The sequence below is a fragment of the Methylobacterium sp. WL7 genome, from assembly GCF_008040085.1.
Taxonomy (GTDB): Bacteria; Pseudomonadota; Alphaproteobacteria; order Rhizobiales; family Beijerinckiaceae; genus Methylobacterium; species Methylobacterium mesophilicum.
In genome coordinates this window covers 1-15452 of the sequence record NZ_VRVG01000131.1, presented here as the reverse complement: position 1 = coordinate 15452, position 15452 = coordinate 1, and the positions used below count along the sequence as shown (strand labels likewise).

Annotated in this window: 13 protein-coding genes, 1 tRNA gene and 3 pseudogenes; 5 read left to right on the top strand and 12 right to left on the bottom strand. The window is 68.3% G+C overall.

The annotated features are described in order from the left end of the window. A pseudogene (locus tag FV233_RS31330) lies at positions 1-121 on the top strand (ISAs1 family transposase); the annotation flags it as partial. Positions 122-557: 436 nt separating this feature from the next. Beyond that, entirely contained in the window at positions 558-2408 is a 1851-nt protein-coding gene (locus tag FV233_RS24010; protein WP_147899012.1) for an ABC transporter ATP-binding protein, read from the top strand. A 7-nt stretch (positions 2409-2415) separates the two neighbouring features. Here FV233_RS24010 and FV233_RS24005 read toward each other — a convergent pair whose 3' ends face one another. Further along, complete coding sequence (locus FV233_RS24005) at positions 2416-2979, bottom strand: hypothetical protein (protein WP_147899011.1); 564 nt, start codon at positions 2977-2979, stop codon at positions 2416-2418. A gap of 370 nt (positions 2980-3349) precedes the next feature. On the opposite strand from FV233_RS24005, the gene FV233_RS24000 reads away from it, so the two are divergent. Together FV233_RS24000 and FV233_RS23995 are read left to right on the top strand one after the other, a co-directional pair. Continuing rightward, positions 3350-3739: a hypothetical protein gene (locus tag FV233_RS24000; protein ID WP_187278212.1), complete on the top strand. Its 390-nt coding sequence runs from the start codon at positions 3350-3352 to the stop codon at positions 3737-3739. 24 nt (positions 3740-3763) lie between these two features. Beyond that, positions 3764-4917, top strand: a pseudogene (locus FV233_RS23995) (hypothetical protein). Positions 4918-4949: 32 nt separating this feature from the next. Here FV233_RS23995 and FV233_RS23990 read toward each other — a convergent pair. From FV233_RS23990 to FV233_RS23960, 7 genes are all read right to left on the bottom strand, one after another. Further along, positions 4950-5039 (bottom strand) — tRNA-Ser (locus FV233_RS23990). Between the two features lie 138 nt (positions 5040-5177). Then, positions 5178-7445, bottom strand: coding sequence for a glycogen debranching protein GlgX (gene glgX, locus FV233_RS23985; RefSeq protein ID WP_147856251.1), 2268 nt, complete (start codon positions 7443-7445; stop codon positions 5178-5180). Between the two features lie 288 nt (positions 7446-7733). After that, the gene (locus tag FV233_RS23980; protein WP_147856250.1) at positions 7734-8072 is read right to left on the bottom strand and encodes a DUF6883 domain-containing protein; all 339 of its coding nucleotides are present in this window, start codon (positions 8070-8072) and stop codon (positions 7734-7736) included. A 4-nt stretch (positions 8073-8076) separates the two neighbouring features. Continuing rightward, complete coding sequence (locus FV233_RS23975) at positions 8077-8316, bottom strand: DUF4926 domain-containing protein (protein WP_147856249.1); 240 nt, start codon at positions 8314-8316, stop codon at positions 8077-8079. Between the two features lie 208 nt (positions 8317-8524). After that, positions 8525-9499: an ABC transporter substrate-binding protein gene (locus FV233_RS23970; RefSeq protein ID WP_147899010.1), complete on the bottom strand. Its 975-nt coding sequence runs from the start codon at positions 9497-9499 to the stop codon at positions 8525-8527. 287 nt (positions 9500-9786) lie between these two features. Then, positions 9787-10491, bottom strand: a complete 705-nt coding sequence (locus tag FV233_RS23965; protein WP_147899009.1) for an NUDIX hydrolase — start codon at positions 10489-10491, stop codon at positions 9787-9789. Next, positions 10484-11368: a PhzF family phenazine biosynthesis protein gene (locus tag FV233_RS23960; protein WP_147899008.1), complete on the bottom strand. Its 885-nt coding sequence runs from the start codon at positions 11366-11368 to the stop codon at positions 10484-10486. The genes FV233_RS23965 and FV233_RS23960 overlap by 8 nt, the downstream gene beginning before the upstream one ends. Before the next feature lie 185 nt (positions 11369-11553). Between FV233_RS23960 and FV233_RS23955 the strand changes: the two genes are divergently transcribed. Then, positions 11554-12033, top strand: coding sequence for an OsmC family protein (locus FV233_RS23955; protein ID WP_147899007.1), 480 nt, complete (start codon positions 11554-11556; stop codon positions 12031-12033). A gap of 14 nt (positions 12034-12047) precedes the next feature. On the opposite strand, the gene pdxY is transcribed toward FV233_RS23955, so the two are convergent. From pdxY to FV233_RS23935, 4 genes and pseudogenes are all read right to left on the bottom strand, one after another. Then, positions 12048-12896: a pyridoxal kinase PdxY gene (gene pdxY, locus FV233_RS30935; RefSeq protein ID WP_210249501.1), complete on the bottom strand. Its 849-nt coding sequence runs from the start codon at positions 12894-12896 to the stop codon at positions 12048-12050. Positions 12897-13079: 183 nt separating this feature from the next. Continuing rightward, positions 13080-13664, bottom strand: coding sequence for a phospholipase A2 family protein (locus FV233_RS23945; RefSeq protein WP_147899005.1), 585 nt, complete (start codon positions 13662-13664; stop codon positions 13080-13082). A 213-nt stretch (positions 13665-13877) separates the two neighbouring features. Further along, positions 13878-13967 (bottom strand): annotated as a pseudogene (locus FV233_RS31325) (pyridoxal kinase); the annotation flags it as partial. 166 nt (positions 13968-14133) lie between these two features. Continuing rightward, positions 14134-15141: a hypothetical protein gene (locus FV233_RS23935; RefSeq protein ID WP_147899004.1), complete on the bottom strand. Its 1008-nt coding sequence runs from the start codon at positions 15139-15141 to the stop codon at positions 14134-14136. Positions 15142-15452: the final 311 nt, after the last annotated feature.

Below are 15452 nucleotides of genomic sequence, written 5' to 3'. Positions count from 1 at the left end.
GCGCCGCCTCGCTCTCAACCTCCTGCGCGCCGACACCGCGAAGGGATCCATCCGCGCCAAAATCAAGCGCGCCGCATGGAACGACACATACTTGCTCAGCCTCATCAGCCAAATGCGATAGCCCTGCTCTGCGGGGGAGGGTGGCCCCTGCGTCAGCAGGGGTCGGGAGAGGGGAGCCCGGGTTCAGCAAAGTGCGCGACTGGCAAGACGGGCCAAGCCCTGTTCTGCCCCGTCGCTTCCCTCTTGCGCGACTTCGTACCGGCCGGCCTCCCTTCGGGGGCCACCCTCCCCCACAGAGGCTGCCGGATTCACAGATCGGGCTGGGCAAAACGGTTGCAGGATCAGGCGCAGGTCCCCTCTCCCGTGCGGGAGAGGGGGTTCGTCGCGCCCTATGAGTGCCGATGTCTGAACGTCGTAGCCCGCAGAGGGGGAAGGGAGATGCGCGGGTCGTCTCCCGCCCGTCCCAGCCCGCAACGGTGCTGGCATCCGCATGGGATAAGGGTGAGGGTGGGACGCGCGGCGCAGCTTGAAACGCGGATGGGTGAGGAAAAATGCCCGTGACGGACCCGATCCTCTCGGTGCGCGACCTCACCGCCGCCTTCCGCTCCGACGGGCGCTGGCGCGAGGTGGTGCACGGCGTTGCGTTCGATATCGGCCCGCGGGAGACCGTGGCGCTGGTGGGCGAATCCGGCTCCGGCAAGAGCGTCACCGCGATGTCGATCATGCGGCTGCTCGCCCGGGACGCCAGCCGCGTCGGCGGCAGCGTGCGGTTCGAGGGCCGGGAGCTGCTCACCGCCTCCGAGGCCGAGATGCGCCAGGTCCGGGGCGACGCCATCGCCATGATCTTCCAGGAGCCGATGACCTCCCTGAACCCGGTCCTGACCGTCGGCTTCCAGATCGCCGAGGCGCTGATCCGGCACCGGGGCCTGTCGCGGGCCGCCGCCGAGGCCGAGGTGGTCCGGCTGCTCGACAAGGTACGGATCCCGGGCGCCCGGTCGCGGATCCATCAATACCCGCACCTGTTCTCCGGCGGCATGCGCCAGCGGGTGATGATCGCCATGGCGCTGGCCTGCCGGCCCAAACTCCTGATCGCCGACGAGCCGACCACGGCGCTCGACGTGACGATCCAGGCCCAGATCCTCGACCTGATCAAGAGCCTCCAGGACGAGGAGGGCATGTCGGTCCTGTTCATCACCCACGACATGGGCGTGGTCGCCGAGATCGCCGACCGGACGGTGGTGATGTATCGCGGCCGCGCCGTGGAGGCCGGCCCCACCGCCCGGATCTTTTCCGCCCCCGAGGATCCCTACACCCGGGCCCTGCTGGCGGCCGTGCCGCGGCTCGGCGCCATGGCGGGCCGGGCCCGGCCGATGCGCTTCCCCGTGATCGACCGGGCCACCGGCGTCGCCGAGCCGACGCCCGAGACCCCCGACACCGTCAAGGCGGCCGCGCGCCCGGTCCTGGAGGTCCGCGACCTGACCACCCGGTTCGAGATCCGCTCCGGCCTGTTCGGCCGGGTGACCGGCCGCGTCCACGCGGTGGAGCGGGTCTCGTTCAGCCTGGCGGCGGGCGAGACCCTGGCGCTGGTCGGCGAATCCGGCTGCGGCAAGTCCACCACCGGCCGCTCGATCCTGCGCCTGGTCGAGCCGCTCTCCGGCTCGGTCCTGCTCGACGGCGAGGACCTGATCGGCCTCGATGCCAAAACCCTGCGCACCCGCCGCCAGCGGATGCAGATGATCTTCCAGGACCCGTTCGCCAGCCTCGACCCGCGCATGAGCGTCGGCGCCGCGGTGGCCGAGCCCCTGCTGATCAACCGCCTCGCCACGGGCCGCGAGGCGCGCGCGCAAGCGGAGGCGCTGCTGACCCGGGTCGGCCTGCCGGCCGAGGCCGCCGGGCGCTTCCCGCACGAGTTCTCCGGCGGCCAGCGCCAGCGGATCTGCATCGCCCGGGCGCTGGCTCTGCGCCCCCGCCTGATCGTGGCCGACGAGGCGGTCTCGGCGCTCGACGTCTCGGTGAAGGCGCAGGTGGTGAACCTGATGCTCGACCTGCAGGCCGAGATGGGGCTCGCCTACCTGTTCATCTCCCACGACATGGCCGTGGTCGAGCGGGTCAGCCACCGGGTCGCCGTGATGTATCTCGGCGAGATCGTGGAGATCGGCCCGCGCGCGGCCGTGTTCGGCGACCCGCAGCACCCCTACACGAAGAAGCTGCTGGCCGCCGTCCCGGTCCCCGACCCGGCCCGCCGCCGGGACCGCCACGCCCTGCCGGACGACGAGATTCGCAGCCCGATCCGGGCGCCGGACTACGTGCCGCCGGAGCGGCTGTACCGGGAGGTCTCCCCGGGCCACGTGGTGCAGGAGTGGGGTGCGGATTGGGAGGCGGCCACGACGCGGGTCGTCGCGGCGTAGTAGCGGCCTACTTCGCGTCCGCGACGGTGTTCTGGAAGCTGTAGCTGCCGAGCTTCTCGCCGGTGACCTGTACGGCCCCCTCGGTGAGGGTGGTCAGCCGCCGGGAGCGGATCTTCATGGTGCCGGTCAGGCCCGCGAACTTGCCGGTGCCGCCGATCCATTCGCCGGTCCCCTCCGTGGCCGCGGCCAGGGGCTGGACGGGATAGTCCCACTTCTCGAAGACGTGGTCGCCATCGGCATCGACATAGTCGCAATAGCCGTGGTTCTCGAAGGTCTTGGCGTCGTTGTCCACGGTCGGCGCCGAGGTGCAGCGGCCGGCCATGTTGTGCAGGAGCTTCCCGTTCGACTCGTTGACGGCGGTCATCATGTTGATCGTCGCCGAGGCCGTGCGGTTGTTGCCGATCATGACCGGCTTCGGCGCCACCGGCGTGGTCGACGTGTAGGTGATGCGGAACTCGCCCTGCCGGGGCATGTCCTCGGCCAGCGCGGCCGTGGCGCAGAGGAGCGCTGCGCAGAGCAGGACCGGTCCCTGTGTGACCAGCGATACAAATGGAGCGTGTTTCCGCCGCATGATGACCTCCCTGTGCGGCCCGTTCGCCGGCGGGCGCGTTTCCGCCCTTCGTAAGGAGTCTTTGACCCGAACGAATCAATATCCGTGAGATTCTTCTGCATCCGTATCGGGACATTTTAAATATATTTTTATTGTTATTCATCGAATACTATGAATGAGCGCCCGTCCGATAGCCGACTGCCCCGGCTCAAAATATTCGGGTCGCCGGGCCGGCTCAGCGATACGCGAAGCGTCGCACAGGCCGTCGGTGCTCGAACGCCACGCCACGCCTCACCACGGAGCGGGCGACTGGCCGCATCTTGCCGGGATCCCGCGAGGGGAGGACAACACCGTATCGGAAGGTGGTTCGACGATGGCCCGGACAGCGCCGATGACCTGGCAGCGCGCGAGCCGGCCGCCCCCGATGGGCGAGGCCGAACGGAACGCTATCGTGGCCACCTGCGAGGCGCTGATCCGCGATGTCCTGAAGCCGCGCTTCCTGCCGGAGATCCGGCCGACCGACTGGAACTATCCGATCGATATCCGCGGGGACTGGCGCGGCGGGCGCTACCGGTTCATGCAGCGCTATCGCTCGGGGATGGCGCATAATCGCGGCGAGGAGTTCGACGCGCCCTTCGCCCGTCTCGACCGGATGGGGCCGGACCGCTTCGACATCCAGTGGATGCGGCACACCGGACAATGGTGGCGGCTCCATACCGGGCTCACGCTGGCGGAGGCACTCCACATCCTCGAAACCGATGGTATCCTGCACCCGGTCTGATGCGCCCGATGGTGAGGCTTCGGCGTGAGCGAATACCAATATTATGAGTTTCTGGCGATCGACCGGCGACTGGACGAATCCGACCGGAAGGCACTCCGGGCCCTGTCGACCCGCGCGACCATCACGGCGACGCGGTTCGTCAACACCTATCAGTGGGGCGACTTCAAGGGCGACCCGGCCAAGCTCATGGAACGCTGGTTCGACCTGCACCTCTACTTCGCCAATTGGGGCACGCGCCGGCTGATGCTGCGGCTGCCGGAACGATTCGTCGATGTCCCCGGCCTCGGCCGCTTCCTCGACGCGGTCGACGAGGTGACGATCCGGCGCGCGAACGACAATGTCATCTTCGACATTCTGAGCGAATGCGAGGAGCCCGACGACGACATCTGGTACGACGATGACGACGACGAATCGGACGAGGGCGGGCGGCTCGCCGAACTGGCGCCGTTGCGCGCGGACCTGATCGACGGCGATCTCAGGCTGTTCTATCTCCTCTGGCTGAAGGCGCTCGAAGCCGACGCCCTGGACGACGCCACCGTCGAGCCGCTGTCGGGGATCGGCCCGCTCACGGACGCGCTCGCCGCTTTCGCAGAATTTTTTCGCATCGATCCCGATCTCGCGGCGGCAGCGGCCGAAACCGAGGCGTCGGCCGCGGTGGCTCCCGCGCCCTGGAAGCCGCGGTGGCCGGGCTTCCGGAGGCCGAGAAGACCGCGTTCCTGGTCCGGCTCGTCAACGCTGATCCCCATGCCGGCACGGAGCTGAAGCGCCTGCTGCGCCACCATCTGCCGCAGGCCGAGACCGCGTCGCAGCCGCCGCTGCGGAATGTCGGAGCCCTGCGCGCCCGCGCCGAGGCGATCCGCCACGAGCGCGACCGGGCCGAGGCCGAAGCAGCGGAAGCCCGGCGCCGACGCGAGGCCGAGGAGGCCGAGAAGCAGCGTCGCGCCCGCCTCGACGCCCTGGCGCGACGCGGCGAAGCCGTCTGGCGCGAGATCGAGACCGAGATCGATCGGCGCAACGCGTCCGGCTATACCAAAGCCTTCGATCTCCTGTCGGACCTGAAAATTCTGGCAGCCGAACGCGGCCTGACCGCGGATTTCGACACGCGCCTCGCCGGCATCCAGCAGCGGCACGCGCAGAAACGCCGCTTCCTCGAGCGGCTGGCAGCAGGAGGACTGTAGGGGCGCGAAGCGTCGGGCCAGGGTGGGTCAGATGGCGGAGGGAGCGGGATTCGAACCCGCGATACGGTTTCCCGTATACACACTTTCCAGGCGTGCGCCTTCAACCACTCGGCCACCCCTCCGGCCGCGGACAGGGCGCCCGGGCGCAAGAGCGCCGGGCGCGACCAGGGCCGCGCGGTGGGGTGCTGTTAGCCGGGTGCGCCGCCGGGCGCAAGGCAATGGTGCCCGGGCGGGACGAAAACCGTCCCGCCCGGGGGGTACTACGCCTCCGGGTCGAGGTGGAAATGCACGCTCTCGACGTTGGCGCGCTCGAACGCCTGCATCACGTGCTGGTAGGAGCGCTCCATCTCGGTGGCGTCGTCGCCCGGGGTGTCCTCGGGCTTGAGCACGAACATCAGGAGCGAGCGCCCGGTCACGGCGTAGCCTTTGCCGAACGAAAAACTCTCCACGTCCTGGCTGTCGGGCAGGTTGGTGTCGAGCAACCGGGTCCAGGCGATGCCGTTGGGCGATTCGGGCAGCGTGAACGTCACCAGGTCGTGGTGGGCGTTGAACATGATCAGCAGCGTGGCGTCGCCGCCCCGGCGGTGCAGGCCGGTGGCCTGGGCGCGGCCGTCGAGCTGGACCGCGAAGGCCTTCGCCTCCCCCTCGGACCAGTTCTCGCTGGCCATCTCGCCCCCGTCCGGGCGCAGCCAGGTCACGTCCTTGAGGCCGAACTCCTCGTCGTACTGCCCGGTGAGGAAGCGTCCGCGGCTGAGGATCGGCAGGGCGTTGCGCAGGATGATCAGGCGCTGGGTGAACTCGGCCAGATCCCGCTCCTCGTCGCCGATCGCCCCCCAGTCGAGCCAGGAGACCTCGTTGTCCTGGCAATAGGCGTTGTTGTTGCCGTTCTGGGTGCGGGCGAACTCGTCGCCGGCGAGCAGCATCGGGGTGCCGCGCGACAGGAACAGGGTCGCCAGCATGTTGCGCATCTGGCGCAGACGCACGGCCCGGATCGCCGGGTCCTCGGTCGGGCCCTCGGCGCCGTAATTGTACGAGAGGTTGTGCGAGTGGCCGTCGCGGTTGCCTTCGCCGTTCGCCTCGTTGTGCTTCTCGTTGTAGGCCACCGTGTCGTGCAGGGTGAAGCCGTCATGGGCGGTGAGGAAGTTCACCGAGGCCCAGGGCTTGCGGCCGCGCTTGTCGAACTTGTCGGCCGAGCCCGAGACCCGGGCGGCGAGGTCCGGCAGCAGGCCGGGATCGCCCCGCCAATAGGCGCGCACGTCGTCGCGGAACCGGTCGTTCCACTCGGCCCAGCCCGGCGGGAAGCCGCCGACCTGATAGCCGCCGGGGCCGCAATCCCACGGCTCGGCGATCAGCTTGACGCCGTTGAGCACCGGGTCCTGCCGGCAGGTGTCGAGGAAGCCGCCGCCCTCGTCGAAGCCGTAGGGCTCGCGGCCGAGGATCGTGGCCAGGTCGAACCGGAATCCGTCGACCCGCATCTCGGTGGCCCAGTAGCGCAGGGAATCGGTCACCAGCTGCAGCACCCGCGGGTGCGACAGGTTGAAGGTGTTCCCGGTGCCGGTGTCGTTGATGTAGTAGCGCGGCTCGCCCGGCAGCAGCCGGTAGTAGGAGGCGTTGTCGACGCCCTTGAACGACAGGGTCGGGCCCTTCTCGTTGCCCTCGGCGGTGTGGTTGTAGACCACGTCGAGGATCACCTCGAGGCCGGCGCCGTGGAAGCGCGAGACCATCTCCTTGAACTCGGAGAAGGCGAAGTCCGGCACCGCCGCGTAGCGCCGGGCGGGGGTGAAGAACGAGATCGTGTTGTAGCCCCAGTAATTCACCAGGTTCTTCTGCTGCAGGTAGTCGTCCTGCACGAAGGAATGCACCGGCAGCAGCTCCACCGAGGTGACGCCGAGGCTCTTGATGTAGTCGAGCACGTCGGGCGTGCCGAGGCCGGCATAGGTGCCGCGCAGCTTCTCGGGCACCCGCGGGTCGAGCTTGGTCATGCCCTTCACGTGGGCCTCGTAGAAGATCGTCTTCTCCCACGGCACGTTGGGCTTGCGGTGCCGGCCCCAGGTGAAGGCCGGGTCGATCACCCGCGAGCGGCGGTTGAACGGCGCGCTGTCCCGCTCGTCGAAGGTCAGGTCGTCGCCCGATTCCATCTGGTAGCCGAACAGGGCCGGGTTCCAGGTGATCGAGCCCACCAGTCCCTTGGCGTAAGGGTCGATCAGGAGCTTGTTGTGGTTGAACCGGTGGCCGGCCTTCGGCTCGTAGGGGCCGTGGACCCGGTAGCCGTAGATCGTGCCGGGCCGCGCATCCGGCAGGTAGCCGTGCCAGATCTCGTCCGTGTATTCGGGGAGTTCGATCCGCTCGATCTCGCGCTCGCCCTGGTCGTCGAACAGGCAGAGTTCGACCTTGGTGGCGTGGGCCGAGAACAGGGCGAAGTTGACGCCCAGCCCGTCCCAGGTGGCGCCGAGCGGATAGGGTTGGCCTTCCTGGATGCGCGTGCGGGTCGCGCGGGCTTGTGAAGCAGGACGTCGGGAATCGGACATGGACACTCCGGAACGCGACCCGCACGGCCACGTGCCGGTGCGGGGAGCGTCCAGTGAACGTGCCGGCAACGGCGAAGCTCCCGCGGTGCCGCAAAAATCGCTGCCGGCTTCGTCCTCTGGGGCTCGTGCCGCCTCGATGGGCGATGCCGCCTTCGTCGCGGCGGGCGTGGGTGGACGGCTGGATCAGGCGGACGGATTCATAAGCCTAGCGGGCCTGTTTTTGAGCGGTCCGTCCTGGAAGGATGCGCAGATAACGTTGGACGTCCGCTCAGCCTCGAAGTCTCAAGCTCAGATCGGGTATGCGGTCACGAGCGCCATGAAGGCACCATCGTCGACAAGCTTCCAGACGGATCTGATTCGATGACTCGATCCGTCAGGCATCTGCATCGCCCCTTCGTATATGTATTTGGTGACAAACCTATTTTCGGCTGCACGGGAAAAATAGTCGCTTCGTCCGTGATCGAGGAGCGCGGCGATGAAGGGACGGGGATCCTCGCGTGCAAAACCGCGGGCGAGAAAAAACTCGGCTTTCGGCCCACCTTCGGCATGTCCCACGTCGAGGAGATAGCCGCCGATCTTGGCGTCCGGGATACAGGGTACCGGCACCCGGCCGCCCGGAAGTGGCATCGGGTCAGGCTGCCTTAAGAGCTTCGGCCCGAATCGTTGCGTTGCCGATGACCGGGCGTGCGAACTCGACCTCATAGGCCTCGCCACCGGCATAGACCTCGACGATGGTTCCACGCGATCCTGCGGCAACGGGAAGCCCATCGTCCGTCACCGTATCACACAGGGTTACGACCACGCTCAGCTCGGGGAAAAGCGGCGTGGCCTCGGGCGCGCGGCGCAACGTGTGCATGGTGTCGAACGACATGCGCCAAATCTGGCGTACAGCTGGGTTGTACGCAAGCCGCCCGCCCCCGACGGGCGCAGAGTCTTCCCGGAGCAGAGGGATGGCAACCCGGCTTCAAAGTCATGGAAAGCCACGGGTGACGGCATCCCGCCGACACGTCCGGACGCGCATCGCGCGTGCCACGTCGGCTCGCGTCCGACGGATCCGCCCAGGCCGAAAGCATGCCACCTCAATTCGACGCCGCAGCCGTAAAACTCCGATCGACGGCTTGGCTCACGTCGAGCCGCTTGCCCAGGATGCCGTAGCGGGTGGCGCGATCGGACGCCTCCTGGACCTCCGCGACCACGCCGTCGTCGATCCCGATCGGGCTGGTCCGCTGCGCCGCATAGGCCGCGAGCAGCACATCCTCCGGCAGGCGGGTCAGGGCGGCGGTGCTCTTGGCGTATGCGGGGAGATGGTCGAGCGACCAGAGCCGGGCCTTGTTCAGGCGGTCCAGCAGGTCCTGCACGGCCGCCCGCTTGGTGGCGATGGCGCTGTCGGAGGCGACGACGAACGTGATGGTCGGCGTCAGGCCCGCGCCGTCGGCGATCACCCGGGCCTTGTCCTTTAAAGTCGCGAAGGAGACGTAGGGCTCCCACACCGCCCAGGCATCCACCGAGCCGGCGACCAGGGCGACCTTGGCGTCCACGGGGTTGAGGGCTGCGAAGGTGGCGTCCTCCAGCCTGATCCCGGCCTTCTCCAGGGTCGCGTCGATCAGGAACTGGCCCCAGCCGCCCCGGGTGCCGGCCAGACGCTTGCCCGCGAGGTCGGCGGCCGACCGGATCGGGGAATCCTGGCGCACCAGGATCGCCTGGCTCCGCGGGTCGGACCTGGTGCCGCCGACCGCCTTGATCGGGGCGCCGGCCGCGTAGGCCGTGAGCAGCGACAGGTCGCCGGTATAGCCGACATCGAGGGCCCCGGCATTGAGCGCCTCCAGGATCGGCGCGGCGGCGGGGAATTCCGACCAGACGATCGTGTAGGGCAGGTCTTTTCCGTAGCCGGAGATCTCCAGCAGCGAGCGGTTGCCCCCCTTCTGGTCGCCGACCCGCAGCACCACCGGCTCGGCCGCGCGGGACGGGACGGCCGCCGACAGCATCAGGGCCGCGGCGAGCCAGGCGGCCGCGCGCCGGCGAGTCATTCTTTGGGCGTCAGGGAGGATGCGCATGCGGCCCATTTCATTGCCCGGCGCAGCGTGCGCGAGGGGTTCAGCGGAGCGGCCAAGTCTATGGAAGCGCCCGCGGCGAACAAGGAAACGGTTATCTGTATTGCTGGCGGACCGAGCGATCGTGTTTCGCGCGATCGGCACCGGCGAGAAGATCGGCATCGTTGCGGCAGGGCGCCCATATCCCTAGGAGGCCGTTCAACTCACAGCCTCTCAGGATGAGGCGGTGGGTGGGAGAGACACGCGTCCTGCAACCCGCCCAGCCTTCGCTGCCGCGGGCCTCCGACAGCCTAATCCCCAAAAGCATCCGCCAGATACGCGCGCACGAAGCCCGGCATCCGGGCCGCCTCGGGGCCGCCTGCGCCCCGCGCCACGTGGATCCCGGCGAGTTCCGGCTCCGCCTCCCGGCGGCGGTGGGCCTCGATGCGGGCGCACAGGGCGTCGGCCGTCTCCGGGAACCGCACCGGGCGCAGGAAGGCGAGCTGCCCCTCCCCGGCCAGCAGCACCCAGTCGGTCGCGGCATCCGCCGGCAGCGCCAGGCCGGTCTCCTCGGCGAGTTCCCGGGCGGCGCTGCCGGCGAGGTCGACGGTCTCGCCCCGCACGTCGTCGAGGTCGGGCGTGCCGCACGGGAAGTAGAGCTGGCCGGCATTGGCCGTGTGGGCGCCCATCGCGCCGAGCAGCACCGCGCCGTCCCGGCTCCAGGGCACGATCGCCGCGAAGGCGTTGACCACGCCGGCTTCCGGGCGGCCCCGGTCCCGGTAGGTGATGAAGCTGGAATAGCGGGCGGCAAACAGCTCCACCCGGGCGATCCCGGTCTCGACCGACCAGGCGCGGGCGAGCAGCACGGTGCCGTCGAACATCCCGGGGCTGCGGGCGCGCCGCGCCCGCCAGTGTTCGGCGATCGCCGCCTCGTGGTCCCGGGCGAACGGCCAGTCATGCGCGACGAGTCGCGCCGTGACCCCGGCGAGCCGGGTGATCCGGAAGCCGTCAGACACGCAAGGTCCCGTCCGACACGATCACGGCCGAGCCGCCGATCTCCACCGAGCGCAGGGCGCCGGCCGCGATCGTGAGCTGGAGCGCGATGGCGCTCGGCCGGCCCATGGCCTCGCCCTGGCGGATCGCCACGTCGTGGGTGCCCTCGCCCAGGGTCTCGAACTGCATCAGCACCCCCGCGAAGGCGGCGGCCGCCGAGCCGGTGGCGGGATCCTCCGCGATGCCGAGATGCGGCGCGAACATCCGCACCCGCCAGCTCTGGCCCGTCCCCTCGGGGTCCGGGGCGTAGAGGTAGAGCCCGTCCTGCGCCTCCGGGGCCGGGGCGGACCGGGCGGCGTCCAGCGCCGCCACCGTGGCCACCGGCACGCAGGTGAAGGACGGCCCGACCCCGTGGCGGCTCGGGACGTGCCGGCCGGTGCCGAGATCGCCGGGCTCGAGCCCGAGGAGCGGCGCCAGCACCGCCGGGTCCGGGCCGGCGCCCAGGAATTCCGGCAGGGCCGGCAGCTTGAACCGCGCCCGGCCGCCGCTGCCGTCGGACAACGTCTCGACCACGCAGGGCACGATCCCGATCCGCTCCTCCAGGCCGAAGGCCCGGGCATCGCCCTGGGACGGGTCCTCCAGGGCGAGCAGCACGGCGCTCCCCACGGTCGGGTGGCCGGCGAACGGCAGCTCGTGCCGCGGCGTGAAGATCCGCAGCCGCGCCCGCTGCCGCGCGTCGGTGGGCGGCAGCACGAACACCGTCTCGGACAGGTTGAACTCCGCCGCGATCGCCTGCATCGCGGTCGTGTCGAGCCCCTCGGCGTCGCGCACCACGGCCAGCGGGTTGCCGGCGAGTTTTTGGTCGGTGAACACGTCGAGGGTGACGAAGCGGCGCGCCATCGGTTCGATTCCCTTCGGTTCGAGCCCGCGCGGATTCCGGCTGGCGGCCGTGATCCCGGCTCGGATAGGCTTGAGGCCGCCGCCCCGACTCGCCGGGGCGGGCAGGATCGCGAGCGTAGCCGAGCGCGGACCGAAGTCCCAGCGCATCGGGATGAGGACGCGGACCGCACCACCGGGAGGGAGCCATGCCCGACACGGAGCACGCCTACGCGGTCACGGTGACCTGGACCGGCAACAAAGGGGCCGGCACCCGGACCCATCGCGGCTACGACCGCGCCTTCGAGGCCGCGGCCCCGGGCAAGCCCACGATCGCCGGCTCGTCCGACCCGGCCTTCCGGGGCGACCCGGCCCGCTGGAACCCGGAGGACCTGCTGGTGGCCTCGCTCTCGGCTTGCCACAAGCTCTGGTACCTCGGCCTGTGCGCGCAGGCCGGGATCGTGGTGACGGCCTACGCCGACACCGCCGAAGGCCGCATGACCGAGGAGCCCGGCGGCGGCGGCCAGTTCACCGCGGTCACCCTGCGCCCCCGGGTCACCGTCACGGCGGAGTCGGACGCCGAGGCCGCCCTGGCGCTGCACCACCGGGCGCACGCGCAGTGCTTCATCGCCCGCTCGGTGAACTTTGCGGTGACGCACGAACCGACCATCGTGCGGGAGGGGGCTTGAGGGGGCGCCGCCCCTCACACCGCCTCCACCGCAAACGTCTCGCTCGGGGTCACGTATTCCGCCTGCGCGGCCACGGTGAGGATCTCCCGGGAGCCCGCCGCCGCGGTGCGCTTCAGGAGGCCGTAGACCGAGGCGGCGGCCGCGCCCAAAGCCGTGGCGGCCGAGCCGGTGCGGGCGTAGTGGACCAGGAACAGGGCCGCGATGCAGTCCCCCGCCCCGTTCACCGCGATGGCGAGCCGCGGGGTGCGGACCCGGAACACCCGGCCCTCCGCCCCGGCCAGCAGGTCGATGCGGTCGGACGGCGTGTCGGCGCAGAGCGCCGAGGTGACCAGCACCACCCGGGGGCCCCGGGCCTGGAGCGCCGCGATCGCGGCCGCCGCCTCCGGCAGGGTCCGGCTCGGCAGGCCGGTGAGCCGGTCGAGCTCGAACTGGTTGGGGGTGAGGATGTCGGCCGCCGGCACGGCGCGCTCGCGCAAAAAGGCCTCGATCCCCGGCCGCACGTAGACGCCCTCCGCGACGTCGCCGATCACCGGGTCGCAGCAATAGAGCGCCTGCGGGTTCGCGGCCCGCACGGAGGCCACCGCCTCCAGGATCGCCTCCCCGATCGCGGCCGAGCCCATGTAGCCCGACAGCACCGCGTCGCAGCTCGGAAACACCCCGCGCTCGCCGATGCCCCGCACCACGTCGCGGATCATGTCCGCCTCGAAGATCGGGCCGCGCCACGCCCCGTAGCCGGTGTGGTTGGAGAACTGCACCGTGTGGACCGGCCAGACCTCGACCCCGAGCCGCTGCATCGGGAACACCGCCGACGCGTTGCCGACATGCCCGTAGGCGACGTGGGACTGGATCGACAGGACGTTCAACGCGGGTGATTCCCGGTGCCATGGGGAGAGCCGAAGCTGTCGGCGATCCGGGGCGCGGGCGCAAGCGATGGGAGGCAAGCCCGGGGGCGCGCGGTCCGGACGGCCGGCCCGCATCGGGTTTGGCCCCCACAGCCGGCAGGCGGGCCGGACCGCGTCCCCCCTCGGCGGGACGCCGTGACCGGATCAGGGCGCGCGGCAGCGCATGGCCACCGTCGCCTGCGTGACGCTGAGCGCCCGGCGCCGCGTCTCCAGCGAGGCGCCCGGCGCGTCCGAGACGGACGCGGCCTCCCGCTTCAGCGTCGCGTCGCAGGCGCAGGAGCTGTAGCCGGCGGCGTCGTAGCAGGCGTCGTGGCGCATGCAGGCGGCGTCGAGGGCGTCGATCGGGGGCAGGCCCTCGCCGCGCTGGCCCGTGCCGCAATAATTGCCGTGGAACAGGTCCTCGCCGGCCGCGACCTTGCCGAGATCGCCCTTGGGCGGCGCCGGCGCCTCCGCCTGCCCGCTCGGGTTGAGGTCGTTGGCTGGACCGCCCGCCTTGGAGCCGGAGGCGCGCAGCGTCTTGGGAATGCCGGAGCGCTCGCCGGGCTCGTTGAGGGCCTCGCCCGCCCGCCCGTTCGGATCGGACAGGTCCGGCAGCGGCGGCGGCGGCCCCGGGCGGGGCGCGTCCGCCTCCAGGGTCGTATACGCCTCACCGGCGACGGCCTGCGCCCGGACGTGCTGCGGGACGGCCAGGAGCGACAGCCCGAGGAGGACGAGAAGGGTGGGTCTCACGGCAGGCTCCCGCATGTGGGGCCAGCAATGCGACGCGCGCCTGTTCCGTTCCGAAGTCGGTCTGCGCAGCGAGGACGGGTCGGGGGCGTGCTGCGCGGTTGGGGCCGAGGCCGGAGAGCCCGCCGGCACGGCGCGCCCGGTGCCGACCCGTCCGCGCCCGCCGATGCCGCGGACCACGGTGCGGGTTGTTTCCGCGTCGAAGACCGGGCGTCAGCCGAGATGGTTTGAAACTTGGACGGTGTGGACTGGCCCGACCTCCACCCCGCGCCGCTGCATCGGGACCACCGAAGCCGCGTTGCCAATCGAGCCGTAGTCGACGTCGGACTAGATCGACAGGGTGTTCAACGCCGGTGATTCTCGGATCGCGGGGGAGAAACGCCACTGCGGGCGACATTGTCCTAGATCTTGGTTTAAAACATAGCCTGCATATATAGCGGTAAATCTGAAAAATTAGTTTGTCGATATCTTGTCATGCGCCATCGGGATTAAATAAATCCGCCTGCTTAGTAGGGCGCGCGGGAACGAAGCGCATGACCTTTTTAATTTTGTAAGTTGGTTGTTTGGGATTATTGTCGGAGTCATAATGTGTGGTTATTTCCAGAATAACTTGATACGTATCGTCTGATAATGCGCCACCCCTTTCCAGTGCATCTTGTGCAATTGTTGTCTCGGTAATGTCTGCGTGTATGGTTTCCAGCCCAAGGCGAAACCGCCAATTTGTTGCGCTTGCATCGTATACTGGCGAATAAACGCTAAGCCATGCGGGTGTTTCTTCAACGTCTGGCTCGTTGACCTCTTTGCTTTCTTCTATTCCCTTCACACAAGATGCGGCGATATTGGCAACCTCTTCGGGTGTGAAATCTTCCGGCGTATCCTCTTCATTCCCAGAAACACGCATTGTCTCAAAGCCATCATGCCCCAGTGGCAAGAAAGCATCCTGAGTTGCACGAAGCGCCTTTGGATTTTTTGATAGGCTATATATTTCTGGTGTCAGGCAAACGCTATTGCCGTTGCCTTTTATTGTAACTTTTATAATTCCGCGCGGGTCGGATTCGACTCTTTCTTCTATGATATCTTGACCTTTTTTCCACTCTAGATATTTCAAAAAACTTATGTAGCCTGTGGCAAGCCCAACTCCATACAGCGGACCTTTCAGGAGGCCGATCCATTCAAGTATTTCTTTCGCGGTTTTTACTTGATCCAGCCCGAGCAATTGCTTAATTTGATCGTAAAATCCAACGATCAGTTCGAAATTTATGTTAAAGCATTTGTGCTCGAAATCTGAGACAACTAAAACTTTAGTTGTGGATTTTTTGCCATTAAACTCTGTATTCGCCTCGCGCAGCAGTCGGCCAAATGCCAGCAGCGCTGGCGCCAAATTCCGGCCATCAATAGAGTGGTCGTCCGCACGAGAGGGGCCATCGTAAGCAACCGAGAATTCCTGCCGGCTCATCGGCACGTCCTCGGCTTGAGCCATTTGTACCCCTCCTTCACAGACAGCGAAGAGTGCAAATCGCGTTTAAGTTGTCCATCCATGACGTGGCCGAATTGAGCAGGAAGCTTAACCGCTGTGATAAAACTGCTGCAGGCTCCTTATGGAGCTATCTATAGCACGCGAACAAATGATGAACAAACTGGCGGATTACCGACTCCTGCAACGCCGGCTCTGGATTTGCCGTCGGTAACAAGAACAATCGCAAAGGGCGATTAATCAATATGTTAGGTTCATAGGCTGGTGCTCTCGCCCCTACTCCCAAGCCAAGCTCAATCACCCAAGAACCCTTGTCC